Annotated in this window: 27 protein-coding genes; 18 read left to right on the top strand and 9 right to left on the bottom strand. The window is 43.1% G+C overall.

All coding sequences use genetic code 11. The annotated features are described in order from the left end of the window. Positions 1 to 21: 21 nt before the first annotated feature. Positions 22 to 1,185 (bottom strand): ferrochelatase, encoded by a 1,164-nt coding sequence (gene hemH, locus N0824_RS11130; RefSeq protein WP_002782597.1) that lies wholly within the window; start codon positions 1,183 to 1,185, stop codon positions 22 to 24. A 119-nt stretch (positions 1,186 to 1,304) separates the two neighbouring features. Between hemH and N0824_RS11125 the strand changes: the two genes are divergently transcribed. The 3 genes from N0824_RS11125 to N0824_RS11110 all read left to right on the top strand — a co-directional run bounded on the left by N0824_RS11125 (position 1,305) and on the right by N0824_RS11110 (position 4,421). After that, on the top strand, positions 1,305 to 1,928 hold the full coding sequence (locus N0824_RS11125) for a class I SAM-dependent methyltransferase (protein ID WP_108936813.1): 624 nt from the start codon (positions 1,305 to 1,307) through the stop codon (positions 1,926 to 1,928). A gap of 99 nt (positions 1,929 to 2,027) precedes the next feature. Beyond that, the gene (locus tag N0824_RS11120) at positions 2,028 to 2,582 is read left to right on the top strand and encodes a YqeG family HAD IIIA-type phosphatase (protein ID WP_108936812.1); all 555 of its coding nucleotides are present in this window, start codon (positions 2,028 to 2,030) and stop codon (positions 2,580 to 2,582) included. A gap of 843 nt (positions 2,583 to 3,425) precedes the next feature. Beyond that, positions 3,426 to 4,421, top strand: coding sequence for a LysR family transcriptional regulator (locus N0824_RS11110; protein ID WP_108936811.1), 996 nt, complete (start codon positions 3,426 to 3,428; stop codon positions 4,419 to 4,421). A gap of 40 nt (positions 4,422 to 4,461) precedes the next feature. Here the strand turns inward: N0824_RS11110 and N0824_RS11105 are convergent, their stop codons facing one another. Both N0824_RS11105 and N0824_RS11100 read right to left on the bottom strand, forming a co-directional pair. Continuing rightward, positions 4,462 to 5,127 (bottom strand): ImmA/IrrE family metallo-endopeptidase, encoded by a 666-nt coding sequence (locus tag N0824_RS11105; protein ID WP_108936810.1) that lies wholly within the window; start codon positions 5,125 to 5,127, stop codon positions 4,462 to 4,464. A gap of 5 nt (positions 5,128 to 5,132) precedes the next feature. Then, positions 5,133 to 5,489 carry a helix-turn-helix domain-containing protein gene (locus N0824_RS11100; RefSeq protein WP_002747791.1) on the bottom strand — a complete coding sequence of 119 codons (357 nt, stop codon included), beginning with the start codon at positions 5,487 to 5,489 and terminating at the stop codon, positions 5,133 to 5,135. A gap of 192 nt (positions 5,490 to 5,681) precedes the next feature. On the opposite strand from N0824_RS11100, the gene N0824_RS11095 reads away from it, so the two are divergent. Genes N0824_RS11095 through N0824_RS20715 form a run of 3 tightly spaced genes read left to right on the top strand, consistent with a single transcriptional unit; the run spans position 5,682 to position 8,856 of the window. Next, positions 5,682 to 6,473 (top strand): PD-(D/E)XK nuclease family protein, encoded by a 792-nt coding sequence (locus N0824_RS11095; RefSeq protein ID WP_108936809.1) that lies wholly within the window; start codon positions 5,682 to 5,684, stop codon positions 6,471 to 6,473. Between the two features lie 3 nt (positions 6,474 to 6,476). Then, positions 6,477 to 8,720 (top strand): Piwi domain-containing protein, encoded by a 2,244-nt coding sequence (locus tag N0824_RS11090; RefSeq protein WP_108936808.1) that lies wholly within the window; start codon positions 6,477 to 6,479, stop codon positions 8,718 to 8,720. After that, positions 8,698 to 8,856: a hypothetical protein gene (locus N0824_RS20715; protein WP_158269549.1), complete on the top strand. Its 159-nt coding sequence runs from the start codon at positions 8,698 to 8,700 to the stop codon at positions 8,854 to 8,856. Before N0824_RS11090 ends, N0824_RS20715 begins: the two co-directional genes overlap by 23 nt. A gap of 8 nt (positions 8,857 to 8,864) precedes the next feature. On the opposite strand, the gene N0824_RS11085 is transcribed toward N0824_RS20715, so the two are convergent. Together N0824_RS11085 and N0824_RS21325 are read right to left on the bottom strand one after the other, a co-directional pair. Next, positions 8,865 to 9,559 (bottom strand): IS1 family transposase gene (locus tag N0824_RS11085; RefSeq protein WP_108936533.1). Its coding sequence is split into 2 segments (ribosomal slippage): positions 8,865 to 9,217 and positions 9,217 to 9,559, totalling 696 coding nucleotides; the frame shifts between segments, so codons are not numbered across the junction. 125 nt (positions 9,560 to 9,684) lie between these two features. Beyond that, the gene (locus tag N0824_RS21325; protein WP_108936865.1) at positions 9,685 to 9,867 is read right to left on the bottom strand and encodes a hypothetical protein; all 183 of its coding nucleotides are present in this window, start codon (positions 9,865 to 9,867) and stop codon (positions 9,685 to 9,687) included. Between the two features lie 173 nt (positions 9,868 to 10,040). Between N0824_RS21325 and N0824_RS11075 the strand changes: the two genes are divergently transcribed. Both N0824_RS11075 and N0824_RS11070 read left to right on the top strand, forming a co-directional pair. Further along, on the top strand, positions 10,041 to 10,703 hold the full coding sequence (locus N0824_RS11075) for a TVP38/TMEM64 family protein (protein WP_108936807.1): 663 nt from the start codon (positions 10,041 to 10,043) through the stop codon (positions 10,701 to 10,703). 234 nt (positions 10,704 to 10,937) lie between these two features. Beyond that, entirely contained in the window at positions 10,938 to 11,945 is a 1,008-nt protein-coding gene (locus tag N0824_RS11070; protein ID WP_108936806.1) for a DnaJ C-terminal domain-containing protein, read from the top strand. Positions 11,946 to 12,290: 345 nt separating this feature from the next. On the opposite strand, the gene N0824_RS11065 is transcribed toward N0824_RS11070, so the two are convergent. The 3 genes from N0824_RS11065 to N0824_RS11055 form a co-directional block, all read right to left on the bottom strand. After that, on the bottom strand, positions 12,291 to 12,635 hold the full coding sequence (locus N0824_RS11065; RefSeq protein ID WP_108936805.1) for a hypothetical protein: 345 nt from the start codon (positions 12,633 to 12,635) through the stop codon (positions 12,291 to 12,293). Positions 12,636 to 12,754: 119 nt separating this feature from the next. Next, positions 12,755 to 13,798, bottom strand: coding sequence for a DUF1611 domain-containing protein (locus N0824_RS11060; RefSeq protein WP_108936804.1), 1,044 nt, complete (start codon positions 13,796 to 13,798; stop codon positions 12,755 to 12,757). Then, positions 13,791 to 14,843 carry a dipeptide epimerase gene (locus N0824_RS11055; RefSeq protein WP_108936803.1) on the bottom strand — a complete coding sequence of 351 codons (1,053 nt, stop codon included), beginning with the start codon at positions 14,841 to 14,843 and terminating at the stop codon, positions 13,791 to 13,793. Before N0824_RS11055 ends, N0824_RS11060 begins: the two co-directional genes overlap by 8 nt. A gap of 207 nt (positions 14,844 to 15,050) precedes the next feature. On the opposite strand from N0824_RS11055, the gene N0824_RS11050 reads away from it, so the two are divergent. The 8 genes from N0824_RS11050 (at position 15,051) to N0824_RS20995 (ending at position 22,426) form a co-directional block, all read left to right on the top strand. Beyond that, on the top strand, positions 15,051 to 16,214 hold the full coding sequence (locus N0824_RS11050) for an LptF/LptG family permease (protein WP_108936802.1): 1,164 nt from the start codon (positions 15,051 to 15,053) through the stop codon (positions 16,212 to 16,214). Positions 16,215 to 16,275: 61 nt separating this feature from the next. Next, positions 16,276 to 16,443: a hypothetical protein gene (locus tag N0824_RS21000; RefSeq protein ID WP_008205493.1), complete on the top strand. Its 168-nt coding sequence runs from the start codon at positions 16,276 to 16,278 to the stop codon at positions 16,441 to 16,443. A 127-nt stretch (positions 16,444 to 16,570) separates the two neighbouring features. Next, on the top strand, positions 16,571 to 17,914 hold the full coding sequence (locus N0824_RS11045; RefSeq protein ID WP_108936801.1) for an adenylosuccinate synthase: 1,344 nt from the start codon (positions 16,571 to 16,573) through the stop codon (positions 17,912 to 17,914). Positions 17,915 to 17,941: 27 nt separating this feature from the next. Next, positions 17,942 to 18,499, top strand: coding sequence for a 50S ribosomal protein L25/general stress protein Ctc (locus tag N0824_RS11040; RefSeq protein ID WP_002781534.1), 558 nt, complete (start codon positions 17,942 to 17,944; stop codon positions 18,497 to 18,499). A gap of 814 nt (positions 18,500 to 19,313) precedes the next feature. Then, positions 19,314 to 20,303, top strand: coding sequence for a DUF389 domain-containing protein (locus N0824_RS11030; RefSeq protein WP_108936800.1), 990 nt, complete (start codon positions 19,314 to 19,316; stop codon positions 20,301 to 20,303). 86 nt (positions 20,304 to 20,389) lie between these two features. Continuing rightward, on the top strand, positions 20,390 to 20,653 hold the full coding sequence (locus N0824_RS11025; protein WP_108936799.1) for a DUF3146 family protein: 264 nt from the start codon (positions 20,390 to 20,392) through the stop codon (positions 20,651 to 20,653). A gap of 254 nt (positions 20,654 to 20,907) precedes the next feature. Further along, positions 20,908 to 21,969, top strand: a complete 1,062-nt coding sequence (gene argC, locus N0824_RS11020; RefSeq protein ID WP_108936798.1) for an N-acetyl-gamma-glutamyl-phosphate reductase — start codon at positions 20,908 to 20,910, stop codon at positions 21,967 to 21,969. Between the two features lie 286 nt (positions 21,970 to 22,255). Beyond that, a complete protein-coding gene (locus N0824_RS20995; protein ID WP_198285499.1) occupies positions 22,256 to 22,426 on the top strand; it encodes a hypothetical protein in 171 nt (56 codons plus the stop codon). Between the two features lie 49 nt (positions 22,427 to 22,475). On the opposite strand, the gene N0824_RS11015 is transcribed toward N0824_RS20995, so the two are convergent. Continuing rightward, complete coding sequence (locus tag N0824_RS11015; protein ID WP_108936797.1) at positions 22,476 to 23,768, bottom strand: D-alanyl-D-alanine carboxypeptidase; 1,293 nt, start codon at positions 23,766 to 23,768, stop codon at positions 22,476 to 22,478. A 149-nt stretch (positions 23,769 to 23,917) separates the two neighbouring features. Between N0824_RS11015 and plsX the strand changes: the two genes are divergently transcribed. Continuing rightward, a complete protein-coding gene (plsX, locus tag N0824_RS11010; RefSeq protein WP_108936796.1) occupies positions 23,918 to 24,973 on the top strand; it encodes a phosphate acyltransferase PlsX in 1,056 nt (351 codons plus the stop codon). Between the two features lie 197 nt (positions 24,974 to 25,170). Continuing rightward, complete coding sequence (locus N0824_RS11005; RefSeq protein WP_108936795.1) at positions 25,171 to 26,172, top strand: beta-ketoacyl-ACP synthase 3; 1,002 nt, start codon at positions 25,171 to 25,173, stop codon at positions 26,170 to 26,172. The last annotated feature ends 93 nt before the right edge of the window (positions 26,173 to 26,265 follow it).

The following is a 26,265-nucleotide window of genomic DNA, read 5'->3' as shown; positions in this document are numbered from 1 at the left end:
CAATGGCAGCGAAGATCGAGGTTATAATAAACCCACAAAATGTAACGGTCCTTGACCGGTAATTAACTCGATAATAATTGCCAGAAAACCGATCATCGCTAATCGACCATTCCACACCTCGGCTGCCGTTGTCATTCCCCATTCCCAACGTTCCTGGGGATACATTTTCATATTCGCTTTCGGATGGGTAATTTGCTCGAAAGTGGTAGGTTTTTCCTCTAGGGATCTTACCACTAACTGGGAGAGAGATTCGATAAACATCGGGTGAGTGTTAAGAGCCGGGACTCGCTGAAAATGTTCAATTCCCGCTTCTTCCGCCACTTCTCGGTACTCTATATCGATTTCTTGCAGAGTTTCGATGTGTTCCGAGACAAAGCTAATCGGCACGACCAATAAATTCTTAATTCCCTGCTCTCCCAACCCTTTTAAAGCATCTTCAGTATAGGGTTTTAGCCATTCCACCGGACCGACGCGACTTTGATAGGCTAAAGTGTACTGATTGGGTCGGTTTAGTGTACGCATGATCGCCCTAGTGCATTCTTCAATTTCCCTTTGATAGGGATCTCCCGCTTCCTCCACATAACTTTGGGGGACACCATGGGCGCTAAAAAAGATATGTACTTGGTCAGGATTAGCACACTGCTCTAATTCTCGCGCAATCAGATCCGCCATAGCACTCAGATAAGTGGGATGATCGTACCAAGAGGGGATGAGAGTATATTCCGTTAAACGCAGATAGGGATCCTGTTGCCACATTTCCTCTAGCACACGAAAACTGGAACCACTGGTGCTGATGGAAAATTGGGGATAAAGGGGAAGAATAACTAATTTTTTGATATGATCCCGTTTAATCCGCTCGATCGCTTCTTCGGTGAAGGGATTCCAGTAACGCATCCCAATATAAACGCTCACCTCGCGGCCCATTTCCGCGAGACGTTGTTGCAGTGCCGTGGCCTGTGCTTCCGTAATCTTGAGTAAAGGGGAGCCACCACCAATCTGACGGTAATTTTCTTGGGATTTACTCGCTCTTAGCGTCGATATTAACCAAGCTAACGGTTTTTGTAGTCCTTTGATCGGTAAACGGATGATCTCTGGGTCAGAAAAAAGGTTAAATAGAAAAGGACGCACATCCTCTAACCGCTCCGGCCCACCCAAATTTAATAATAAAACGCCAACGCGACCCATAGTGTTAACAGATAATTTTTAAATTTTCAGATTCTTTACCAAGTTTAACAATATATCGGTGGAACCGTTAAAACAAATTACAGGCTACAGAGAACTTAATCAAATTTTGGAGGTTGATCTTGGCTACAATTTTACGTCCCCTCAGTTATCAATATCAATGGCTTTACGATGGTATCTCCCGTCTGGCTGCCCTAGCAGTGGGTGGTGAGTCCCGTTTTCGGCAATTGGCCCTAGAAGGTTTAAAAATCGCTAAAAATGACCCTATCCTCGATCTCTGTTGTGGTGCGGGCCAAACCACCCGTTATTTAGTCCCCCTATCCGATCGCTGTACGGGTTTAGATGTCTCTCCCCGGGCCCTGGAGCGAGCTAGTTTAGCGGTGCCGCAAGCGCATTATGTGGAGGGATTAGCCGAAAAAATGCCCTTTAGTGCCGGAGAATTCGCCCTTGTGCATACTAGCGCCGCTCTCCACGAAATGGAACCAGAGCAGTTAGAGGAAATCCTTAAAGAAGTGTATCGAGTTCTCAGACCGGGGGGAATTTTTGCTCTCGTGGATTTTCATCGACCCACTAACCCGCTTTTTTGGCCTTCTTTAGCCCTATTTTTGCAATTATTTGAAACCGATACCGCTTGGCAGTTTATCGATAGCGACCTGATCCAATCTTTACAGGCGATCGGTTTTCGTGATTGTCAACAAAAATTATACGCTGGTGGCAGTTTACAGGTGATTCAAGCGGCCAAGTGAAGGGATTGACCGGGCAGTATTTTCAGGGGCAGTCGGTCATTTATACTAAAGAGGGAAGCTGAGTTCGATCGACTCGCTGCCAGTTATTTTTGAGAAGTAATGACTAGAGCAAAAATTTTACAACCCGATTTAATTTTAGGGGATACGATTCTCGGTCTCAGTCTGGAGATTTTGAGTCAGCATCAGATTAAGGGATTGATTCTCGATGTGGATGATACCCTTGTTCCCCTCCAGGAAACGACGGTTTCTGACGATTTACGGCGTTGGGTCGATTCCTTGCGTCTTTATCTACCGATTTGGTTGGTAAGCAATAATCTGAGTGAAAATCGTATCGGTGCGATCGCTGATAATTTACAACTTCCCTACCTTCTCGGTGCGGTGAAACCCTCTCGACGCAAACTCCGGCAAGCGATGGCAGCCATGGGACTTCCCCCCCAACAAATTGCTATGGTTGGCGATCGCTTGTTTACCGATGTTTTAGCAGGAAATCGTCTGGGAATGTTTACCATTCTGGTGAAACCAATGGTAAATCCCTTGACGGGGGGGCAAGCTTATCCAATCCACGATTTTGAGGTGTGGATATCACAAATTCTCGGCGTTTCCCTGCATCCGCAGCATTACTTAATAAAACCTGACCAATCGTCACAAAAGTAAATATTAAAAAATACTTAAGTATAGAGGAAAGGAGGGAAAAATAGGAAATGCTATAGACAATTTAAAATGAGGTCAGCCGAAATAAAGACCTTAACTAAAATATGGCACGGGAAGTCCCCACCCTGAGCAAGCGCACTGGTGGGGATTCTCCGATCGCCTCGTTTACCTCCGATCACAGCCTGTACTATAATAGACCTCTTGTAAAAATCAAAAATCTGACCTTAGGTGAGGAGTCAATAGTCAGGAGAATTAAGAATGAGCATTAATCAATTAAATGCTCTGTTTAAGGGTTTTAGTCAATTTTATGCCTATTTTTCTCATTTTTGGACTATCAAAAATTAATTATGCAAGAACTCTAATCTCAAAAGCTTAGTCAAGTGATGGGAGTGGTCTGGTGGTGGGATTATGCCTTGAATCTATGCAATCAGACTTACAAAGAAACCGGCAAGGGTTATCTCAAGTAGCTCTCAACCAGGTTTGACCAAAGCTCAAAAACGAAGAAAAAACAGCCTGGTTAGGAGAATGTTACTCGCAGGTTTTGCAGCCAACGACTATTTAGGCATTGAGAATAAATAAACTTTACAGATAAAACTCCTTCTACCCTTTTGAGAAAAGGTGAAACATGATTAAGTGTAAAACTTATTTATGCTTACTGCCTAACGATTAAGTAGTATGTAAAAGTAAACCCGATAATTGCTGAGGACTAAAATAAGCGATCATCGAACTAGCTGAAGCATTGATCCCCGTGGTGTGGTACTGTCAATTCAGTGTATTTATCTGCACTGGCTTAAGATTTGTCGCTATTGCCCTCCCCTTCTCCTGTCGCTGTTTTTGAGGCTTTCTATGACCGACATTCCTTTCACCCTAGACCAACTGAGAATTCTCAAAGCGATCGCTGCTGAGGGAAGCTTTAAACGGGCGGCAGATACCCTGTATGTATCTCAGCCGGCGGTCAGTCTTCAGGTACAAAACCTCGAAAAACAGCTAAATGTGCCGTTATTTGACCGGGGCGGTCGGAAAGCCCAATTAACGGAAGCGGGACACCTACTCTTAAGCTACGGCGAAAAAATTATCACTCTCTGTCAAGAAACCTGTCGGGCGATCGAAGATCTACAAAATCTGCAAGGGGGAACCCTAATCATTGGTGCTTCCCAAACCACGGGAACCTATCTTCTTCCCCGCATGATCGGGATTTTTCGGCAAAAATACCCAGAAGTATCCGTACAGCTACAAGTTCATTCCACCCGTCGCACCTCTTGGAGCGTTGCTAACGGTCAAGTGGATTTAGCCATTATCGGGGGAGAAGTTCCCGCCGAATTACAAGAAACCCTGCGGATTATCCCCTACGCAGAAGATGAACTGGCTTTAGTCCTGCCGATTTTTCATCCTCTGTCTAAGGTAGAAATGATTCAAAAAGAAGATTTATATCGACTAAAATTTATCACCCTCGATTCCCAATCGACGATTCGCAAAGTCATTGACAAGGTTTTAACTCGTTGCGATATCGATACCAAACGCTTAAAAGTGGAGATGGAACTTAACTCGATCGAGGCGATTAAAAATGCCGTCCAATCCGGTTTAGGGGCGGCTTTTGTCTCGGTGACAGCGATCGAAAAAGAACTACAAATGGGAGTGATCCACGCCACCAGAATTAAAGATGTGGAAGTGAGGCGCACTTTATCGGTAATTATTAACCCGAATCGTTATCGGTCGAAAGCTGCCGAAGCTTTTACCCTAGAAATACTACCCCAATTCTCCACCTATCCCGAATATCTGGCTGACGACCACAACTTTGAACCGATTCCTAACTCGCAACCCGCCGAAATTATGAGCAAATAAGTCGATCGAGACGGGCTAAATCTCCCTCGGAACATTTAAGCTATCTCTTGGGAAAATTACTGCCCCGATAAATTACTTTTTTATCGACTTTAATCCAATGGAGACTTTCTAAACGACTTCTAAGATTAGTAATAGTTACTCCCAACTCGTCGGCGATCGCATACAAATGTCCCCATTTTGTCAAGTCACGGCCCTTAATGGCTTTCTCTAACTCACTCATCGCCATTAGTAAACAACTGGCAAAATATTGGGCTTGCCATTCAATTCTTTGGCTAGAATCAACTGTCCGACACAGAAAAGGTTGAATTGTCTCTAGGGAATCTCCCTGATTGATTCGATCCAAAAAGTTAGAGACGGCCGTTTGATTAATATGAAGGACAAAATGACCAATTTCATGGGCTAAACTCGAATTTTTAAAACCTTCTTTTGCTAGGGATGGATTTTGAGAATCTTTTAAGAATTTTACATCTTCATTGAGAATAATTTTCTTTTCTGTGGGAATAATCATCGCGGCGATTTCTCCCTCTTGATCTGGCTTTATATCCGTCCATTCAATAGCTAAATCAAAATAATCAGCCGCTGCTTCCGCAATATCGCAATTTTTTAAGGGACGACGACGATTAGCTTTTACTTTCTTAAGAATATTGTCTGCCTGAGTTTCAATCACTGCTTTGGGAATAAAACTATAGGGTTTAATAATATCCAAGATATTTACTCCTCTGGTTCTAATTTTGTCGCCTCAGAAATAATTTTTTTGGCAAAATTGGGATTGTCTTTCATGCGACGCAATAAAATCGGCATTTGTTGGTATTTTTGAACTAACTCTTTGAAGACTTTTTGATCATCTGAACTCAGTCGTCCTGCTAATTCTCCTAAGGTTTGAGCATTTAATTTTAAATGAGTCGCTAAGGACTCAATAACCTGCTGACTAGGAGGATAACCCGCATGATCGTTTTCTAGCTTCGATAGATAGGTATAGTCCACCCCAATCAACTTAGCTAGTTCTCTCTGACTATATTCCTCCTCTCGACGAGCTTTGCGGATAACCTGTCCAAATGTTTCTGACACTGCTTTTCTCTCAATCGCTCAAAAAAATTATATCAAGGGTTGACTATTTAAATCAACATAAGCTAGAGTTAGTTTATTGGCGTTGATTATTTTAGTCAACACGCCAACACTGCCGTGTCATCCTAGCATTATCCTGACCGAGGGAAAAAAATCGTGTCCTGCCAGTTTCCCAAAAAGCCTTGGTATCCTCCGATGAGCTATCTTCTTTGGCGATCGCTTAAACCGGCGATGGGCCATGAGAATTGGCATTGTCAGACAAAACGGGGGTTTGAAAAAGCGCGAAACAAAGAACCAGAAGTGCAAAGATTACTATCACAAGATAATCAAGCGCAAAAAATTGGTAAGTTGGCACAACGAGGAGTTTTTGAGTTTCATCAAGAGCCAGCGAGATTATCCAGTTTTGATGGGGTGGAACAAGTCGCAGAAATCCTGCAATTAAATCAAGAATCGCCAGAAATTCAAGCCAGGGTTTTAGTAATTTTAAACAATTACTATCAACAACCAATTTTATTGAATAAAGAGATTATTAATTTATCTAGAGGCGATGAAGGTTATCCAGAACCTATTGTTATCGAGCAAGGTAACTATCGGTTTAATTTGTACGCTGCCTTTGATTGTATTTTTAGAGAAGCTGATGACACTATACATATTTTAGATTTGAAAACTGGTCAATCTAATTTTGATCGTCGTCAGGCTCATGTTTATTTACTGGCGGCTAGTTACCTTTATCCTCAGGAAAAAATTGTCGCTTCTTTTTACAATTTAGAAACCCAAACAAGCTCAGAAAATATCTCCCTGTCTTCCGAGGCAATAGAAGCAGTTAAAATCGAACTAGCTTTCCTGTCGAGAAAACATCAGCAACAACTAAAAAAATATAAAGATCACCTCGAAGATTTTTATCATATTTTCCCGCCCCAAAGTGGCTATGCCTGTCGTTATTGTCCTTTTACATCGATTTGTGATTATGCAAATAAGGAGGTTTAGATCATGAATTACACAGCAGCTAACACAGCCAATTCCCCGCTTTTTTTGAGTGAAATTAGTTCCTTAACTCTCAAGAATAGTTGTTTAAATTGTTTTAAGCTTAATTATCAACTTACTAGGGAAATAGGTAATCGTTTTGGTTGGCAATTCAGTCGGAAGTTTCCCAATGTGGTGGTTGTTTTTGAAGATAATTGTTTTTGGGTATTAGCTAAAGATGAAAAATCTCTTCCCTCTCCACAACAGTGGAAAGAAGCTTTATCAGATATTCAAGAGGTTTTACGAGAAGATATTGGCGATCACTATTATTCTATTCATTGGCTAAAAGACTTTCAGATAACAGCTTTAGTCACAGCACAATTAGCAGTTAGAATTCTGAAAATATTTGGTAAATTTTCCTATCCAATAGTTTTTCCAAAAGATAGTCAGATAAGTAAAAACCAAGTACAGGTAAGGAGAGAAGTTAACTTTTGGGCAGAAATCATCAATGACACCGATCCAGCTATTTGTTTAACTGTTGAAAGCAGTATTGTCTATAGTGGAGATTTAGAACAGTTTTATGAAAATCATCCCTATAGACAAGATGCTGTTAAATTATTAGTAGGGTTAAAGGTTAAAGACATAGAAACCAATGGGATAGCTAAAATTATTAAAATAGCGGGTACAATTGGGGAAAAAAGAGAGTATTTATTAACAAAAGCCACGGGTTCAATTAGTCGAAGAAAATTAGAAGAAGCTTATCTGGAACAACCAGTGGTGGCGGTACAATTTGGCAAAAATCCCCAGGAGTATATTTATCCATTAGCAGCTTTAAAACCCTGTATGACAGATAAGGATGAGAGTTTATTTCAAGTCAATTACGGAGAGTTATTAAAGGAAACAAAAATTTCCTATGCTAAACGACAAGAACTATTAAAGTTATATAAACAGGAAGCACAAAAGACTTTAAATAACTTTGGGTTTCAGTTAAGAGAAAGAAGTATTAACAGCCAAGAATACCCCGAAGTCTTTTGGACTCCTTCTATTTCTCTTGAGCAAACTCCCATCTTATTTGGTAAGGGAGAAAGGGGAGAAAAAAGAGAAACTCTCAAAGGATTGTCGAAGGGGGGTGTATATAAACGTCATCGAGAATATGTCGATCCTGCTCGTAAAATTCGTTTAGCTATTCTGAAACCATCTAATTTAAAAGTGGGAGATTTTAGAGAACAATTAGAAAAGCGATTAAAACTTTATAAATTTGAAACTATTTTGCCACCAGAGAATCAAATAAATTTCTCTGTTGAAGGTTTAGGATTTGAAAAAAGAGCTAGACTGGAAGAAGCAGTTGATCAATTAATTCGAGGAGAAATTCCTGTAGATATTGCTTTAGTATTTCTTCCTCAAGAGGATCGCAATGCTGATAATACTGAAGAAGGAAGTTTATATTCCTGGATTAAAAAAAAGTTTTTGGATCGTGGAGTTATGACTCAAATGATTTATGAGAAAACTTTAAATAATAAGAGCAACTATAATAATATTCTCCATCAAGTTGTCCCAGGGATCCTAGCCAAATTAGGAAATTTACCCTATGTCCTTGCTGAACCTCTAGAAATTGCCGATTATTTTATTGGTTTAGATGTGGGAAGGAAGCCTAAAAAAAATCTGCTGGGGAGTCTCAATGTTTGTGCAAGTGTGCGACTATATGGAAAACAGGGAGAATTTGTTCGCTGTCGGGTAGAAGATAGTTTAACCGAGGGAGAAGAAATTCCTCAACGGATTATGGAAAATTGTTTACCGCAAGCTGAACTAAAAAATCAGACAGTTCTCATTTATAGAGATGGTAAATTTCAAGGAAAGGAGGTTGACAATTTACTGGCAAGAGCGAGAGCAATTAATGCTAAATTTATTCTCGTAGAATGTTATAAGACTGGCAGTCCTAGACTTTATAATTTTGAGCAAAAACAGATAAATGCTCCCTCAAAAGGATTAGCTTTTGCTTTATCAAATCGGGAAGTTATCCTGATAACGTCCCAAGTTTCTGAAAAAATTGGTGTTCCTCGTCCCTTGCGCTTAAAAGTTCATGAATTAGGAGAACAAGTAAATTTAAAACAGTTAGTTGACACTACGTTAAAATTAACTTTACTTCACTATGGTTCTCTCAAAGATCCCCGTTTACCTATCCCTTTGTATGGAGCGGACATTATTGCTTATCGACGCTTACAAGGAATTTATCCTAGTTTATTAGAAGATGATTGTCAATTCTGGCTTTAGAGAGGAAAATTATGTAAATTCTCATAGCAATCTACACCATCTAGATGAATTAGTCAGTGCTTTAGTTAACCAAATTAGTTTACTGACGGCAGAAAATCGAGCCATTAAAGAAAGATTAGCGGCGTTGCTGAATTAAGCTATGAATCAGTAAGGAATAGGCACTTCTTGAAACTTCAGATAATGAATTAATAAACGAATAGAGTATCCTAACATTTCTGTAGACTTAGAATAGCAGAGTGTTTGGCGATGCAATCGGGCTAGATAATGTCTTAAACGTGTGTTCTCACCCTCTACTCTGGTCATATAAGTCTTACTAATTATATGGTCGCCCTCTGCTATAAAACATGGATAAACTGACCATCCATCACTCACATAAAAATAGCATCCCCAAGACTTAACTAATTCCCATAATGGGCGAAACGTTTCGCTACTATGGTCTCCGATTACCCAACCTAAAATTCCTTTTTTAAAGTGGTCAACGGCTGTCCACACCCAGATTTTGTTTTTTTTGAGCCAACAAAGGTTTCCAATTCATCCAGTTCCCCTACTTCAGGAATTGTTTCTGGGTCATAGGCGACTGGCAATAATTCTCCCACAGATTTTACCCAATTAATTACGGTCGTATGATGAACTCCCTTTAGCCTTTCTATTCCTCTAAATCCCATCCCATTAACATAGGCAGTTAGGCATTCTCGCTTCGTTTTTTCGTCATAGCCTTTCTGTTTTTCATAGTTATTAATAAATTGACGGCCACAGGTTACACAAATATGATTTTGTTTACCTTGTTTATTGATGCCATTTTTACGGATATGGGTAGATTTACATTCAGGGCATTGCATTTTGATTTCCTCCATTCATATCTCTATTATGCAACGCCAGATTAGCCTATCTTGAATGGGACTTACACCGAGAAAATGGTTGTTTACAAATAGAAATATCCACAATCAGCAATTATCAGTGACTCTTAGATTATTACATATATATCAGCAGCTACCTGTAAGCATCCCACAGAAAAACTAATGCGCTCCGGGGTTTGGGGGGTAGAACCCCCCAAAAGCTGGGATTGAGTGATAAAATCGGAAGTAACGCCCAATTTTAGCGGAGAGTTTCCCTTTAAAAATACCCAACTTAGTAGATTTACAAAAATGAGATGCACCCCCGATATCGGGGCTAATTTAGGGAGCGATCGGGCAGCCAGCTAATATTGAGATCGAGATCGATTCTCAACCGATTTCTGCTATATTTTTGGCAATAGGGAAATATAAACCCCTGTTGCATCTTATGTTTTACAACCAGCACTTAGCCCAAAATTGCCGTTAAATGTCTAAAACTAAAAGTAGTGTTATTATCCTAACCATAATTTGTATTATCGCCACGGCGATGGGAGTTTATCTGATCGGTGGTATCGACTCCCAACAATTACAGATCTGGTTAAAACAAATGGGAATTATGGCCCCCATTTTGTATATTATTCTCTATACGATCGGGACAATTTTAATCCTGCCTTCTACCCCCTTAAACCTCAGTGGTGGGGCCATCTTTGGGGTAGTTATGGGAACAGTTTGGACAACGATCGCCGCTTTGGTGGCCGCTATAGTTGCCTTTGCTTTTACTCGTACTATTGGCCGGGAATATACCGCCAAAAAATTTCAGGGAAAATGGCAAGCGATCGATGCAGAAATGCAGCAAGGCGGCCTATTTTATATGTTTGCTATCCGTCTATTACCGATTATTCCCTACGGTATCGTTAACTTTGTTGCGGGATTAACTTCTATCCGTTTTCGCGATTATTTCATCGGTACTTTATTAGGCACTGTCCCCGGAATTTTACCCTTTGTTATGATGGGTGCGGGCTTAAAATCTTTAGGAAAAGGCGATATATTGCCCCTGATGGTGGCTTTTACCCTTATTGCTCTGTTAGTAGGTGTGGGAACTTGGTATCGTCGTCGTCGGCAATTTCCCCAGATAAAAAGTAAAAAGTGAAAAGTCAAAAAGTGGACGTTACATTAAAGGTAAAAAGGGTGTTGGGTGTTGGGATTTTAGGGTTTTGGGGTTTTGGGGTATTAGTTGAAATTTCCCTATTCCCCTATCTCCCCATTTCCCTATACTCTGACTCCTGACTCCTGACTCCTGACTCCCGACTCCTGACAGCGATAAAATTAAGTTAGATTAGGAATATCCCGACTGAATCCCCATTGCTAAGGAGATAGCGTATCGATGCCTGCCGCAGATTATAAAGATTATTATGCCGTTCTGGGAGTAGGTAAAACTGCCAGCGCCGAAGAAATTAAAAAAGCTTTTCGCAAATTAGCCGTCAAATATCACCCCGATCGCAATCCTAACAATAAAAGCGCCGAAGAACGTTTTAAAGAAATTAGCGAAGCTTACGAAGTCCTCTCCGATAGCGAAAAACGCCAAAAATACGATCAATTTGGACAATATTGGCAACAGGCTGGGCGATCGAGTTGGCCGGGTGGTAATCCGGGGGTTGACTTTGGTTCCGACGGTTTTGACTTTAGCCAGTACAGCACCTTTGATGATTTTATCAATGAACTGCTCGGTCGCATGGGCCGCCCCGGCGGTACTCGCCCCCGTTCCCATTCCTACGGGACTCCGGGGGGAGGATTTGGCGATTTTAGCAATTTTAACGACTTTGCCGGCGCTCGTACTCCACCGCAATCCGTCACTTCTGGCATCTCCACCGCTAAACTGCGTCTGACTTTTGCGGAAGCTTTACGAGGAGTACAAAAACGGGTTAATTTAGCCGGAGAAATGATCGATATCAAAATCCCCGCAGGAACCAAAACCGGTAATCGTCTCCGGGTACGGGGTAAAGGACTAATCGATCCCTTGAGTAAACAACGGGGAGATCTATTTCTCGATGTGGAATTAGAATCCCATCCTTTCTTTGCTTTTGAAGGCGATAATTTAACCTGTGAAGTGCCGATTACTCCCGATGAGGCGGTTTTAGGCACAGCGATTGAAGTTCCTACCCCCGATGGCCTGGTGACGGTAAAAGTTCCCGCCGGTATTCGTTCCGGTCAATCCCTGCGCTTACGCGGCAAAGGTTGGATCGACAATAAAGGACAACGCGGCGATCAATTAGTCAAAATTGTCATCGATACTCCCAAAGAATTAACGGCGATCGAACGGGAATTATACGAGAAAATTAAATCTCAGCGTACCACCGATCCCCGTCGTCATCTCAGACAGGTGCAAATTTAGTCCCTAGCTAGGGTTTGCCGAAACAGTTTTTCTTGGTGCTGATTACTGTCTCTGGGGTTTATAGGTAGGTAGGTGTTAAAAATGGGTGCATCTCAATATTTGTGATTTTCTCTCACCTATAGGTGAGCAGCAGAAGTTATTCAAAGAGGGCGAATGCAATTCGCCCCTACAATAATATTATTGCGCCAATGGTAGGGGCGCACTGCGTGCGCCCAAAATGTCATCTAGATATTTCGACAAAATTGAGATGCACCCGTTAAAAATTGTCAGTTCCCCCCTTATCAAGGGGGGATTAAGGGGGGATCGGCACCCCCCTTATCAAGGGGGGATTAAGGGGGGATCGATCTAGAATTTAACCTTAGTAGCCAACCAATTAGTAATTAATTTCGGGCTATTTTTTTTCACCCAATAGAGAGCATAAATTCTGAATATAGGCTTAGAAAAACGAGCGATCGCTTTCATAATAAAATTTAAGTGACGACGATGAAACTTTTTATTAATTAAATTTAACGAACCCACATCGTAAAGACAGTCAATGATAATTCTAAAAGTCGTTTCCTCTCTTTGGAATAAACTATCTATTAACAATAGCACTTCCTGAATCCGTTGCTGTTTAAGCTGTTCTTCTTCGGAAACAGCCGAGAGAATCTGCTGCTGCTTAGATAATTTACTATCCGATGGGGTTAACATGATATGGTCGCCGAAAAACTAATTTGTTTTGATTTTATCCCTATTTGCTGATTTAGCAAGGCAAAACTCCCCATCTATCGCCGTTTTTAGGATAACAGGAGTCATTAACTGATCACTGTTTACTGATCACTGATCACTGATAATAACCCTTGACCGCCAAAACGGACAACATCGGTACAAAATAACCCCGTTTCCTCCTGCACAGTTTTTATAGCTTTAACTGCCGCCTCCGGACTAAGATGAAAAGTATTTAAACTAATCCCCTTTACCTTCACCTCCCCGAAACTTCCCCCAGCGCTGGCAGTCATTTCGTAGAGTTTAATCACTTCTGTTAGGGGAGGGATGAGAATATCGGGTAAATCTTTGATATGAATTTGTCCGGCGCGATGGACGAGAATTAACCCCGTTGGTTGACTGCCACGCATTAAGGGCAAGGTAGCAGTGGATCCAGGGTGTAATAGCGAGCCTTGACCCTCAATAAACAGAATATCGTTATTTTCTGCTGATTCTAACACCAAAGCCTCGATCGCACCAGCAGCATAATCGACGCGCACTGCATCCAAGGGTACACCTTTTCCCGCGATCATAATCCCCCCCTGTCCAGTGGCTAAAAATTGCGATTTTAGCCCTTTTTCTGGGGCTGCCCGATGTAATTCGATGCTAGTGGACATTTTGCCCACACTCATATCCGTCCCTACCGTTAAAATACGCTGACAGGTTAAATTTTTCGCCCGCGCTTGCCCAATTTTTAAGCCTTGGGGTTCCAGACGGATATCCCAAATCCATTGATCCGGTTTAAGCTGAGGAAAAAGGGGTTTTAGGGGTGTATGGAGACCATTAACGAGGGATAACCCTGCATTTACCGCCTCTTTGATTTCTTCTAGCCAATGGGGGGGTAAAATGCCTCCTGAAGGCGCTATTCCAATTAACAGGGTGTCGGGATGATAGGTTAGAGCTTCCCTAACACTAGCAACAATCGGCAAGGGGCGATCGATTCCAGCCACTTCTTTTAAGGCGCTGCCGGCACTTTCTGAGTCAATAATCGCCACTACCTGCGCTTTCGCGTAACGCAGATAACTTAATCCGGTTTTGCCGCGAGTTCCTTTGATTCCTTCGTGGAGAAGAATCGCTACTTTCTTGTCAGGAGTCAAATAATTAGCCATCTTTTGTCCGTAAACTAACACCCAAACCGGGTGAATTATTTGGTTGTAAACGTCCCTTTTCTAAGCTTAATCCCGTAAAGGGATCATCGCGTAAATTTAAATGACTATCTAGGTCAAGATAGTTGACAAGCGGGCCAAGATGTGCTAGGGCAGTATTGGCTAAACTGCTGTCAGAGTAACATCCGAACATAATTTGCAGTCGGCAAGCTTGGGCAACATGAATCATTCTCTGCACTTCGGCTAATCCGCCAGCTTTCATTAGTTTAATATTAATGCCGTGGACTCGATCGGCTAGTTTCGGGATATCTTGACTAGAAAAACAGCTTTCATCGACGAAGATGGGTAAGGGCGATTTTTGGTATAAATCAATTAAATCTCGTTCTTGTCCGACGGATAGGGGTTGTTCCACATAAATAACGCCTTTTTCCCCTAACCATTGGCACATTTTCACCGCATCGCTAAATTTCCAACCCCCATTAGCATCGACAGTTAGGGGCAAATGGGGGACAATTGCTTTAATAGCCAGAATTAGGGCTTGATCGGCTTCTATCCCGTCCGGTGAGCCTAATTTGACTTTTAATAAGCTAAAATCGCCGATTTCTAGCCAATCTAACAGCCTTTTCTGCACATTTTCTGGAGAATTTAAACCGATAGTAACAGAAACCGGCGGAATTAAAGAGCGATCGAGTCCAAAAATTTGCCAGAGAGGTAAATTAGCTTTTTTGCCTAACCAGTCGTGCAGTGCCGTATCAATAGCCGCACGAGTAGCCGAAGATATCTGATTTTGCCATAAAATTTTCTCAATTTCTTGGCGTTGACAGGGATGAAAAGATTGTAAAATAGGAGCGATCGAGTTTAATTCTTGTAGGATTTTATCGGGTTTTTTCTCCTCGCTGGTAATATCAAAAGGGGATGCCTCTCCCCACCCTTCGATATTTTCCTCGCTAATTTGCAGCCAGATATTAGTATTTTCGCTGGTGGTGCCGCGACTAATCGTTAAAGGTACTCGTTTATGAATAGTAAAAGTTTGCCAGTTTAGCAGCATAATTCACCTGGGGATGATCGGGGAATAGGAACAGAAAAATTATCTACACTCACCCAAATCCTTACTTCTGTCCACTCTCTCCGCAATCATACAACTTCCGGCGGTGTTTTTCGTCAAAGACAAAATATGATAGGCTAACCGAAGGGATAGGCAAGACGGCTGCGGGTTAGGAAATGGGATGAAAGAGGAGTGAGTTAACCAAAATCAATGATTAAGAAAAAGATTTCTTACTGGGTAAATGGAGGTATTGCCCTCATTGATCGCTATCTGATCAGCCAACTACTACCCCCATTTTTATTTAGTGTTGGTTTATTTGCCTCTTTGGGAGTAGCGATCGGCAATCTTTCCGATTTGGCTAATCAGGTAGTTGATGCTAATCTACCCCTCGCTTCGGCCCTAGAAATTCTCCTGTTAAAAGTGCCAGAATTTGTCACCTATTCCCTGCCAGTTTCTCTTTTATTGGCCACTTTAATCACCTACGGACGTTTAAGTAGTGATAGCGAAACCGTTGCCCTCCAAAGCTGTGGAGTCACTCTTTATCGTCTTTTTATACCCACTTTTTGCCTGAGTTTAATAGTTACAGTGGTGACATTTTTATTAAACGAATATGTGGTTCCCAATGTTAATTATCGAGCCACGGAAATTTTAGTACAGAAAATTAATAAAGAAGCAAGTTTTTGGCAAAATAAAGACTTTTATTATCCAGATTATGAAATAAAAACTCTAGAAAATGGTACGATTAATCGCAACTTAAGAAGTTTATTTTATGCCGAACAATTTGACGGAGAAAAAATGAAAACCGTCACCGTTATCCGTTGGCTAAAACAAGAATTAAATCAAATTATTATTGCCGATTCGGCCCGTTGGAATGCCGTCGATAACGTCTGGGACTTTTTTAACGGCATTATCTATGAATTAACCCCCCCTAATGCCTCCTATAGCCAAGTTATCCCCTTTAAAACCGAAAAAATCGCTTTATCTCGCTCTGCTTTCGATTTTGCTCGTCAAAGCCGCGATCCCTACGAGATGAACATACCACAGGCGATCGAATATGTGCAACTGCTCAAACTCAGTGGCGATGATAAGAGAGTCAGATTTTTTCAAGTGCGAATCCAGCAAAAAATCGCCTTTCCCTTTGTCTGCATCGTCTTTGCTACCATCGGCTGTGCCTTGGGTTCTCTACCGCAAAGAATTGGTCGGGGAACCAGTTTCGGTCTCAGTGTCGCTATTGTTTTCCTCTATTATCTTTTAAACTTCCTTGTCGGCAGCTTGGGACTAACCGCCACCCTCTCCCCCTTCCTAGCTGCCTGGCTGCCTAACTTTTTCGGTTTTGGGTTGGGTCTCTGGTTATTATGGCGACTTAACGGTTAGACTTTTTTAAAAATTTTCGTCAAGATAGGAGACGTAGAGTTATAGCAAGCCCATTAGATCTATGTTTCCTTTTTTCTTTAACACTTGTGGCAGCACTTCCCGCCAAGAATATCAAGAGCGTAAGTTAACATTCCTTAAATGGATGCGCGACGACCTCGAAACCCGTCTAGCGGGATTAAATGCCGCTATCGAAACTATCGAGCGTCAAATCAGTCGGGAAGGTCAATAAACCCTGAAAATAGGCGAGTTTTCCCCTCGCCTTCTCCCCACAATTAGCTAAGAGAGATAACTTGACAGTTGTATTCGCCAAGAGGGATAATAGTAGTTTGTGTGAACTTTAGCTAGACTAAAATACCTTGGCTAACGTTATTGTAATCGGCGCTCAGTGGGGCGACGAAGGAAAAGGAAAAATCACAGATCTGCTGAGTCGATCGGCGGATGTAGTGGTGCGTTCTCAAGGTGGCGTAAATGCGGGTCATACCGTCGTCGTCGATGATCAAACGTTCAAACTCCATCTAATTCCCTCCGGGATTCTCTACCCAGATACGGAATGTATAATCGGCTCGGGAACGGTCATAGATCCCTCGGTGTTACTCAAAGAGATGGCGCAATTACACGCCCTCAATGTTACTACCGACAATCTCTATATCTCGCAAACGGCTCATGTCACTATGCCCTATCATCGGCTGCTCGATCAAGCATCCGAGGAAAAACGGGGTAAATATAAAATCGGCACCACGGGACGGGGTATCGGCCCCACCTATGCCGATAAATCCGAGCGCATCGGCATTCGAGTCATCGACTTGATGAATACCGAGAATCTGCGGCAAAAACTAGAATGGACGACCAATTATAAAAACGTCATTTTAGAAAAGTTATATAACTTACCGCCTTTAGATCCGAAGACGGTGATCGAGGAATATCTAGAATATGCCGAGAAACTGCGTCCCCATGTGGTCGATAGTTCCCTAAAAATCTACGAAGCAATCCGCAAGCGTAAGAATATTCTCTTTGAAGGGGCCCAAGGCACCCTACTTGACCTCGATCACGGAACCTATCCCTACGTTACCTCCTCCAATCCGATCGCTGGGGGTGCTTGTGTGGGTTCTGGCATCGGTCCGACGGTAATCGATCGAGTGATCGGTGTGGCCAAGGCTTACACCACTAGGGTAGGGGAAGGGCCATTTCCCACGGAATTAGAGGGGGAGATCGAGCAGTTATTGTGCGATCGGGGGGCGGAATTTGGAACCACCACCGGCCGTCGTCGTCGCTGTGGTTGGTTTGATGCGGTGATCGGTCGTTACGCGGTGCGAATCAATGGTTTAGACTGTCTAGCGATCACCAAGTTGGATGTTCTCGATACCCTAGAGGAAATCAAAGTCTGTGTGGCCTACCAATTGGACGGCAAAACCTGTCGCCATTTACCCAGTAGTGCGGTGGAATTCGCCCGTTGTCAACCGATTTACCGAACGATGCCGGGGTGGCAACAACCCACCAGTGATTGTCGCAGTCTGGAAGACCTGCCTAAACCGGCCCTCGATTATCTAAAGTTCCTGGGGGCGATTATGGAAGTACCGATCGCTATTATCTCCCTGGGAGCTAGTCGCGACCAAACTATTATCGTTGAAGACCCCATTCACGGACCAAAACGCGCTCTTTTGGACGAAAATGGCTCACCTTGGGATAATTACGAATTTTAAATCATTGCTAAAGAGGATTAGTCAACTATGCAAGTTAGCGTTGAATGTCAAAAAAGACCCGAAAATATTAACCCCAGGGCCCTACGTCGTCAGGGTTTGATCCCGGCGGTTCTCTACGGCCACAACGGCACGGAATCGGTTTCCCTCGTGGTGGGAGAAAAAGCGGCCTTAACCCTGCTCAAAAAAGCCTCGGTAAATAATACCCTGGTGGATGTGAATGTTCCCGAAATGCCCTGGACGGGAAAGGCTTTGATCCAAGAGGTACAATCTCATCCCTGGAAAAGAAATCTCTATCATCTCAGTTTCTTCTCGGTGTCTGCCCACGGTAAGCTCGATATCGTTGTTCCCATTAAAGCCATTGGAGAAGCGATCGGAACCAAACAGGGCGGTTTAATCGAACAGTTCGTTAACGAAGTTAATGTCTCTTGTATTGCCGATAATATCCCGGAAGTGATCGAATTTGATGTGTCGGGGATCGGTGTGGGGCAATCCCTGCTCGTGGGTGATTTAAAAATGCCGGAAGGGGTGACTTTAAAAGATGATCCCCATACCACCGTTTTTGCCATTGTTGCCGCTAAACGGTAAATTCAGTGATCGGTGGTCGGGTGATAGGGTTTTGGGGTTTTAGGGTTTTAGGGTTTTAGTTGAAATTCCCCCACTTCCCCACTTCCCCACTCTGCCATAACTGATGCTGCATACTTTGTGCTTTTTGTCAAAAAAACTTTTTCTTGGCAATAAAACTACACAAAAAAAAGATCATCGTTGTGGGTAAAATTGACCAATTTACCCTTCTCAATTGGGAGCCCCCTGTAGGTGTAGCAAGGGTTTCAACCATTGCTGTCCAAAAAAGCACAGAATAACCCACTATGAAATTCTATCAAATCGCTGTAACCATTGCAATATCGTTGTTAAATAAAAATCTTTCTCAATTAATTCTTAAGAATTTGTAAATATTGCGAAATGTTAATTTAAATATTCTCAAGTTTTTGGAGTCAATAGATAATTTTTGTTTATCTTTGGCGCACATTGGGTTAGAAGTCAGTCATCAGTTATCAGTTATCAGTGTCAGCTTTTTTCTCCCCTCTCCCCTGCTCCCATCTACTGGGGAGTTAGATCACAAAAACGCTTAAATAAGTCCTCGCGGGCGGATTCGATTGATAATAGCCGTGCGCTGCAAAGGAGGCAAGAAATAGACCCCTTCGGGCCAATTCGGGTCTAAGGCCGCCCCAAAACCGTTTAATATAGTTTCACTAAACAGAGGGGCAAGAATCATCCATAAACGGGGCAAAAGGCAAAGGGGAAGAAAAATAGGTGTACCTCACTAGCTTAGGAAACGCTATATACATTGATTAGAGAAAAAAAGCTATAAGTAAAAGAAAAGTCCATCTTCCTCAGTCCCATGACCAGAAAAGAACGGCCCTACTCGTGGTTCTCAAGAAAACCCTTGACCTGGCAACAATCGCGGGCTATGTGGCGCGATTTATGGTTAGAAGCGTCCCTCGATTTTCCCTATCTAGCTTTGATAGTTAGTTCTTGTACGATCGCTACTTTAGGCTTAGTTGCCAATAGTGCGGCCGTGATTATTGGGGCGATGATTATTGCCCCTTTGATGTTGCCGATTCGTAGTCTAGCTTTTGGTGGTTTAATTGGCAGTTGGCGATTAATTCGTAAGTCAGCCTTGGCGATTTTGGTCGGTACGATAATCGCTTTAGTGATAGCTTGGTTGCTGGGATTATTGATCGGAATTTCTGAATTTGGTAGTGAAATTCAAGCTCGTTCTCAACCGAATCTTTTAGATTTAGGAGTGGCAATTACGGCGGGGGCAATCAGTGGTTATGCCAAAATAGAACCGAAAATTTCAGGTACTTTAGCGGGAACAGCGATTGCCGTGGCTTTAATGCCACCAGTTTGCACGATTGGTTTAGGATTATCCCAAGGCAATTGGATCCTAAGTTTGGGAGCAACTCTGTTATATATTACCAATTTATTAGGCATTGCTCTCTCCTGTTTGTTGGTCTTTTTGCTGGCTGGTTATTCTAATTTTCATCGGGCGCGTAACGCTCTAATTTTAACTTCTATCCTGACAGCAGTTTTGCTAATTCCCTTAGGAATAAGTTTTGCAACTCTGGCTAATCAAGCTCGCTTAGCAAGGTTGATCAAAAAAGCTTTATTACAACGAACGATTACTTTTCAACGGGCAGAATTATTGGAATCTTCGATTAATTGGCTCAAGCAACCTCCCCGGGTGAGATTAGTAGTAAGAACCTCCGAAAGCATTACTCCTAGACAGGTAGAATTGTTGGAAGAATTCATTACTAAGGAAATGGGGCGACCTTTTCAATTAAATGTCTTGGTTTCTAAGGTTAATGAAGTCACTGCCCCAGAATAAAGTCGGGAAAATTAGCTCAAGTAATGACAAACAAGGATTAATTCGCTATCTTAATGTTTGATATTTAATCTATAGGTAGGGTTCAGGTGAGTGGCGGCAATCGACCAGAAAGCACGGCTTATGTGCGGATAATTAAGCAATCTTGGCAAACGGGGAAATTAGAGGGAGAAGTGCGGACGGAACAATATCAATGGCGTTTTCAATGGCATTTTCTTCAAGGCAAGTTATCAGTACAACCTTCCCTAGGTAGGGCTTTGATTTTTGAACCCTTGAATCGGTTTTTAGAACGCTACGATTATCAATTAGAACCGGGAGGAGATTATCAATTTACAGTGCGATCAAAATTGTAAAGATAGGGGATTGAATTACAGCCTTTCTCCTAAGGATGAAGTTTAACCTAATTTGGCCTCATAAAAGGAAAATCTTGTACCTCATCATTAAGATAAACGCCTATTAATCAAGAGAAATTGACGGTTGAGGGACAACCCGGCCGAGATACTAGATTTTTACAGGAAGTTTTTTGATTTAAATCCCACCGGTTAGGCTAAAATTCAGCCAGAACAAAACGTTATATTAACGATAAGAATTTTTAGGAATAAGGGAAATGACGCAAGGACAGAAGGTTTCAGTGGGTATTGTCGGCGCTTCGGGATATGGTGGCGTACAGTTGGTACGTTTGCTCAAAGAACATCCCCTTGTCGAATTAGTCTATCTGGGGGGCGATAGTAGTGCGGGGAAACCCTACAGTGATTTATATCCCCATCTCGGTCATAGTATTAATCTTAATGTGGAGGCGATCGATTTAGAGATAATTGCCTCCCGTTGTCAAGTGGTTTTCCTGGGTTTACCTAATGGTTTAGCCTGTGATTTAGCCCCTCCTTTGCTCGCTAAAGGGTGTAAAGTCTTGGATCTGTCGGCAGATTATCGTTTTACTAGCCTAGAAACCTATAGTAAATGGTATGGTAAGGAACGTCAGGATCAAGCGATCGCATCTACAGCTGTGTACGGTTTACCGGAACTTTATCGGGAAGAGATTAAAAATGCCTCTTTGATCGGTTGCCCCGGATGTTATCCTACTGCTAGTTTAATGGCGATTTCTCCCCTGTTAAAACAGGGTTTAATTCTCCCGGAAACCACGATTATCGATGCCAAATCGGGAACTTCGGGAGGGGGAAGACAAGCTAAAATTAATATGTTATTGGCAGAAGCAGATAGTTCGATCGGGGCCTATAATGTAGCGGGAAAACACCGTCATACTCCCGAAATCGAGCAGATTTGCGGTGATTTAGCCGGTCATGAGGTGCGCGTTCAGTTTACCCCCCATTTAATGCCCATGGTTCGGGGTATCCTGTCCACAGTTTACGCCACTTTACGGGATCCTAATCTGGTGCGGGATGATTTAATCACTATCTACAATGCTTTTTATCGCGCTTCTCCCTTTGTCAAAATCCTACCGGGGGGAGTCTATCCACAAACTAAGTGGGCCTGTGGTACTAATTTATGTTATCTCGGTATTGAAGTGGATCCGAGAACCGATCGGGTGATAGTGATGTCAGCGATCGATAATTTAGTTAAGGGACAATCGGGACAAGCGGTACAATGTCTCAATCTCATGATGGGTTGGGAAGAATCCCTTGGTTTACCGCAAATGTGTTTTTATCCTTAAAAATTCCTGGATGCGTTTAACCGAGTACATCTCATTTTTGTAAATCTACTGAGTTGGGATTTTTAAAGGGAAACTATCTTCTAAAATTGGTGATCACTTCCGATTTTATCACTCAATCCAAGCCTTTGGGGGGTTCTACCCCCCAAACCCCCCGTTGGGGGCGTGGCGCCGCCCCCAAACCCCCCGCGCATTAGTTTTTCGGTGGGATGCTTACACGCGATTGTTGATATATTTGTACCAGTTTAAGAGTCACTGATAATTGCTGATTGTCGGTATTTCTGCAAATGTGAGATGCACCTCGTTTAACCACGCATCCTTTGCTCAATTTCGGGAAAAACTGGCAAAATTTTGTCACTATGATTGGGATGCGATGTTTACCGATTGGCAGCAAAGACAAGGAGAAAATGGCAGAAAAGTAGTCAGTTTATCGGCAAAAGTGAATATAAAACCTTGCTAAAGTTCCTCACCATCAAACTAAATTTGATTGTCAAGTTGATATCTACCCCTTAGAAACCCTGACTTACCCGACTAGGATCACCTAAAAAGGCCCTTTCAGGAATCGATCCTTTAGTAGCTTCCGGGAGAATTTGCCAGTGTTGATCTAAAGCTTGTAACACCCGGTCCTGCTGATTTCTGAATCCCTCGATATTGCTACTACCAGCATTCATAATTACAAACCAAACTTTACCCCTTTCTTGGGTGGGAATTTCTCCGGCTAAGGCACTAACTTGGGCCAAAGTTCCAGTTTTAATCATCACTCCTTTAGGAATGGCCCGCCACTGCATAGTTCCTTTGGTATCGCGTCCCCCCACCGGAAATAAATCGGCGACTTTGATCGGTTGATTGGCTAACTTGCGATCCAAGGCCTTGAGAATCTCAATAACTGCCCGGGGAGACAAGCGATTTTCTACCCCCAATCCCGAACCATTAATTAATTGAATTTCCTCCGCTCCTACCCCAGTAATTTTGGTATTAATTGCGTCCACTGCCGCGGGACCACCGAGCAACTCCGCTAACATTTCTGACATGACGTTGTTACTATAAATATTCATCTGACGCAACAGTTCCGTTAAAGTTAAGGACTGATGACGCAATAATAATTGGGCATTTTCGGGGCGAATTTGACTGGCTCGAACCATGCCCAAAATCTTCACCTGTGGGGCTTGTGTGCCGCTAGGAAGACTCTGAAAAGCTTTTTGGTTTTCTTTTGACCATTTCGATTGATTAAGACCAATTTTCAACAATTCTCCCGCTTTGAGGGGATCGGTTTGAAAATTCATGGCGAATTGACCCGTAATGATCAGATCGCCTTTGACCTGACGGATGCCTAATTGATCGAGGCCATTGCCCACTGCGATCGCTTCTTCCCAGACAAAAAGAGGATCCCCTTCCCCTTCAATAATTAAATCTCCCTCTAACACCCCGTTTTTTACCTCTCCCGTGCTGTAAAATCGAGTTGCAAAACGATGATCGAGAGGCCAGGTTTCCACGGCGGCGAGAGTAGTGGCGATTTTAGTCAAAGAAGCCCCCGAAGCGGGCAGATTACCCTGATGATCAGCTAAATCAGCCCATTCCGTCTCAATTAAGACCCGTTGTTGACTAGAGTTTAAACCTTTTTTAGTCAAGTCTTGCAGATAATCGGCCACGATCGCCGCTACCCGGGGATCGGGAGCGGTGGGAAGGTCAAAAATAGGCTGATTTTGCCAAGAAATTAGGGGAATATTGGCGATCGGTTGGGATTGCCCCCCCAGCCAACCGAAGAGAAAGCCGAAAACTGCCAAATTAAAAACTGAGAACATCTTTTCCTTAATCGCAATGATGCCTTATTGTATAGAGATGATTGGTAATTTTTAACAATTGCTCGATCAGAAAACACTAATCCTCGATCGGCCAGCTTTTCTCAAGAGCTGCCGCTCAACTTATTAAAGATTTCTATCCCACTGACTCAATGGCAGAAACGGCATTAAATCGGGCAAGAATCGCGGTAGATGCGATGGGAGGTGACTACGCTCCCAACGAGATTATCGCGGGATCGATGCGAGCTTCCGAAGAATTAGATGTAGAAGTATTATTAGTCGGCGATTCTGAACGGATTGAGGCTTATTTCCAGCATCATCCCCGTCCCAAGAATCTCACCATCGTCCACGCGGAGGAAGTGGTGGCCATGGACGAAGAGCCGATCACCGCTATCCGTCGCAAACCGGCGGCCTCGATTAATGTGGCCATGGATTTAGTCAAACAAAATCGCGCCGATGCGGTGGTGTCCGCTGGTCACTCCGGGGCAGCCATGGCGGCAGCGTTACTGCGTTTAGGTCGTTTAAAAGGAATCGATCGCCCGGCGATCGGTGCGGTGCTGCCGACGATGTTGGCGGGTAAATCGGTGATTATTCTCGATGTCGGGGCGAATGTGGACTGTAAACCCAAATATTTAGAGCAGTTTGCCCTAATGGGGACAATTTACAGTAAATACGTTATGGGGGTTGAAGAGCCGAAAGTCGGTTTACTCAATATCGGCGAAGAAGCCAGCAAAGGTAACGATCTCGCCCTAAAAACCTACGAATTATTAGAAAATAACCAGCAAATTCCCTTTATCGGCAATGCTGAAGGCCGGGATGTGCTATCGGGACAATTTGATGTGATCGTCTGCGATGGTTTTGTCGGTAATGTCCTGTTAAAATTTGCCGAAGCGGTGGGGGGAATTATCCTACAAATTCTCAAAGAGGAATTACCTAAGGGGATACAGGGTAAAGTCGGGACGGCTTTAATTAAACCCAATCTTAAACAGATTAAACAACGCATGGATCATGCGGAACACGGTGGCGCACTGTTATTTGGAGTCGATGGGGTCTGTGTGATCAGTCACGGCAGTTCCCAAGCGCCTTCGATTTTTAACGCCATCCGACAGGCGAAAAATGCCGTCGATAATCGCGTTTCTGAGCGCATTCAAGCCTACAATGACCACCATCATCAATTAAAAAAGTTGTCAGTGAACAGTGAAGATTAAGCTGTTAGCCATCTTGAAGCCGTCGGTCGTCGGGAGTCAGGAGACAGGAGACGGGAGACAGTTATCAGTTATCAGTTCACTGTTTACTGAAAACCTCCCCACCTCCCAATTCATAATTCATAATTTAGAATTTATAATTCCCACTTCCCACTGATAACTGATAACTGATAACTGATAACTGAAAAAGGGGGAATATTTTGAACGGATTCGGGGCAGCCGTCGTCATTACCGGTTGTGGATCGGCCACACCAGGGCAATTTCTCAGTAATGAAGAACTCAGCCAAATTGTCGAGACTTCCGATGAGTGGATTAAAAGTCGTACAGGCATCGGTCAACGCCATTTAGCGGATCAATCGGTGTCTTTGAGCCAATTAGCAGCCCAAGCGGCGATTAAGGCTCTAGAAATGGCTCAGGTGTCCCCTAGGGACGTCGATCTGATTCTCTTGGCTACTTCTACCCCCGATGATCTGTTCGGTAGTGCCGCCCAAGTTCAAAGTCAGATCGGGGCCAATCGGGCGATCGCTTTTGATCTCACCGCCGCCTGTTCGGGTTTTCTGGTGGCATTAGTCACCGCCACCCAGTTTATCCGTACCGGTACTTACCGCAATGTCTTGGTTATCGGGGCCGATGTTCTCTCCCGTTGGGTGGATTGGAACGATCGCGCTACCTGTGTCCTCTTTGGTGATGGGGCAGGGGCGGTAGTTTGTCAAGCAAATGATACAAAAGATAACATTCTCGGTTTTGAACTCCATAGCGACGGCAGCCAGAATAGTTCTCTTAATCTCGCCTATCAGGGGGAGGAATTGCCCCTTAAGCAGGGGGTAAACGTTCAAAAAGGGACCTATAAGCCCCTAACGATGAACGGACGGGAAGTCTATCGTTTTGCCGTGGCGAAAGTGCCAGAGGTCATCGAAAAAGCTCTCTATCGGGCTAATTTAACCACCAGTGACATCGATTGGTTAGTTCTGCACCAAGCTAATCAAAGAATTATGGACGCGGTGAGCGCTCGCCTGAAACTGCCTCCGGAAAAGGTGATCAGCAATCTCAGCGAGTATGGCAATACTTCCGCGGCATCGATTCCTCTAGCTCTCGATGAAGCTGTCAGGAGTGGTAAGGTCAAAAAAGGTGATATTATTGCTTCTTCCGGCTTTGGTGCCGGTTTAACTTGGGGTGGGATTATCTTCCGTTGGGGAGATTAATTCAGTGATCAGTAAACAGCAAACAGTAACCAGTAAACAGTAAACTAAAAACTCACATCTGATAACTGATAACTGATAACTGATAACTGATAA

The sequence above is a fragment of the Microcystis sp. 0824 genome, assembly GCF_003112475.1.
GTDB classification, from domain to species: Bacteria; Cyanobacteriota; Cyanobacteriia; order Cyanobacteriales; family Microcystaceae; genus Microcystis; species Microcystis aeruginosa_C.
Note: the sequence above shows the minus strand (reverse complement) of the source record. Positions and strands in the feature narration are given on the sequence as shown.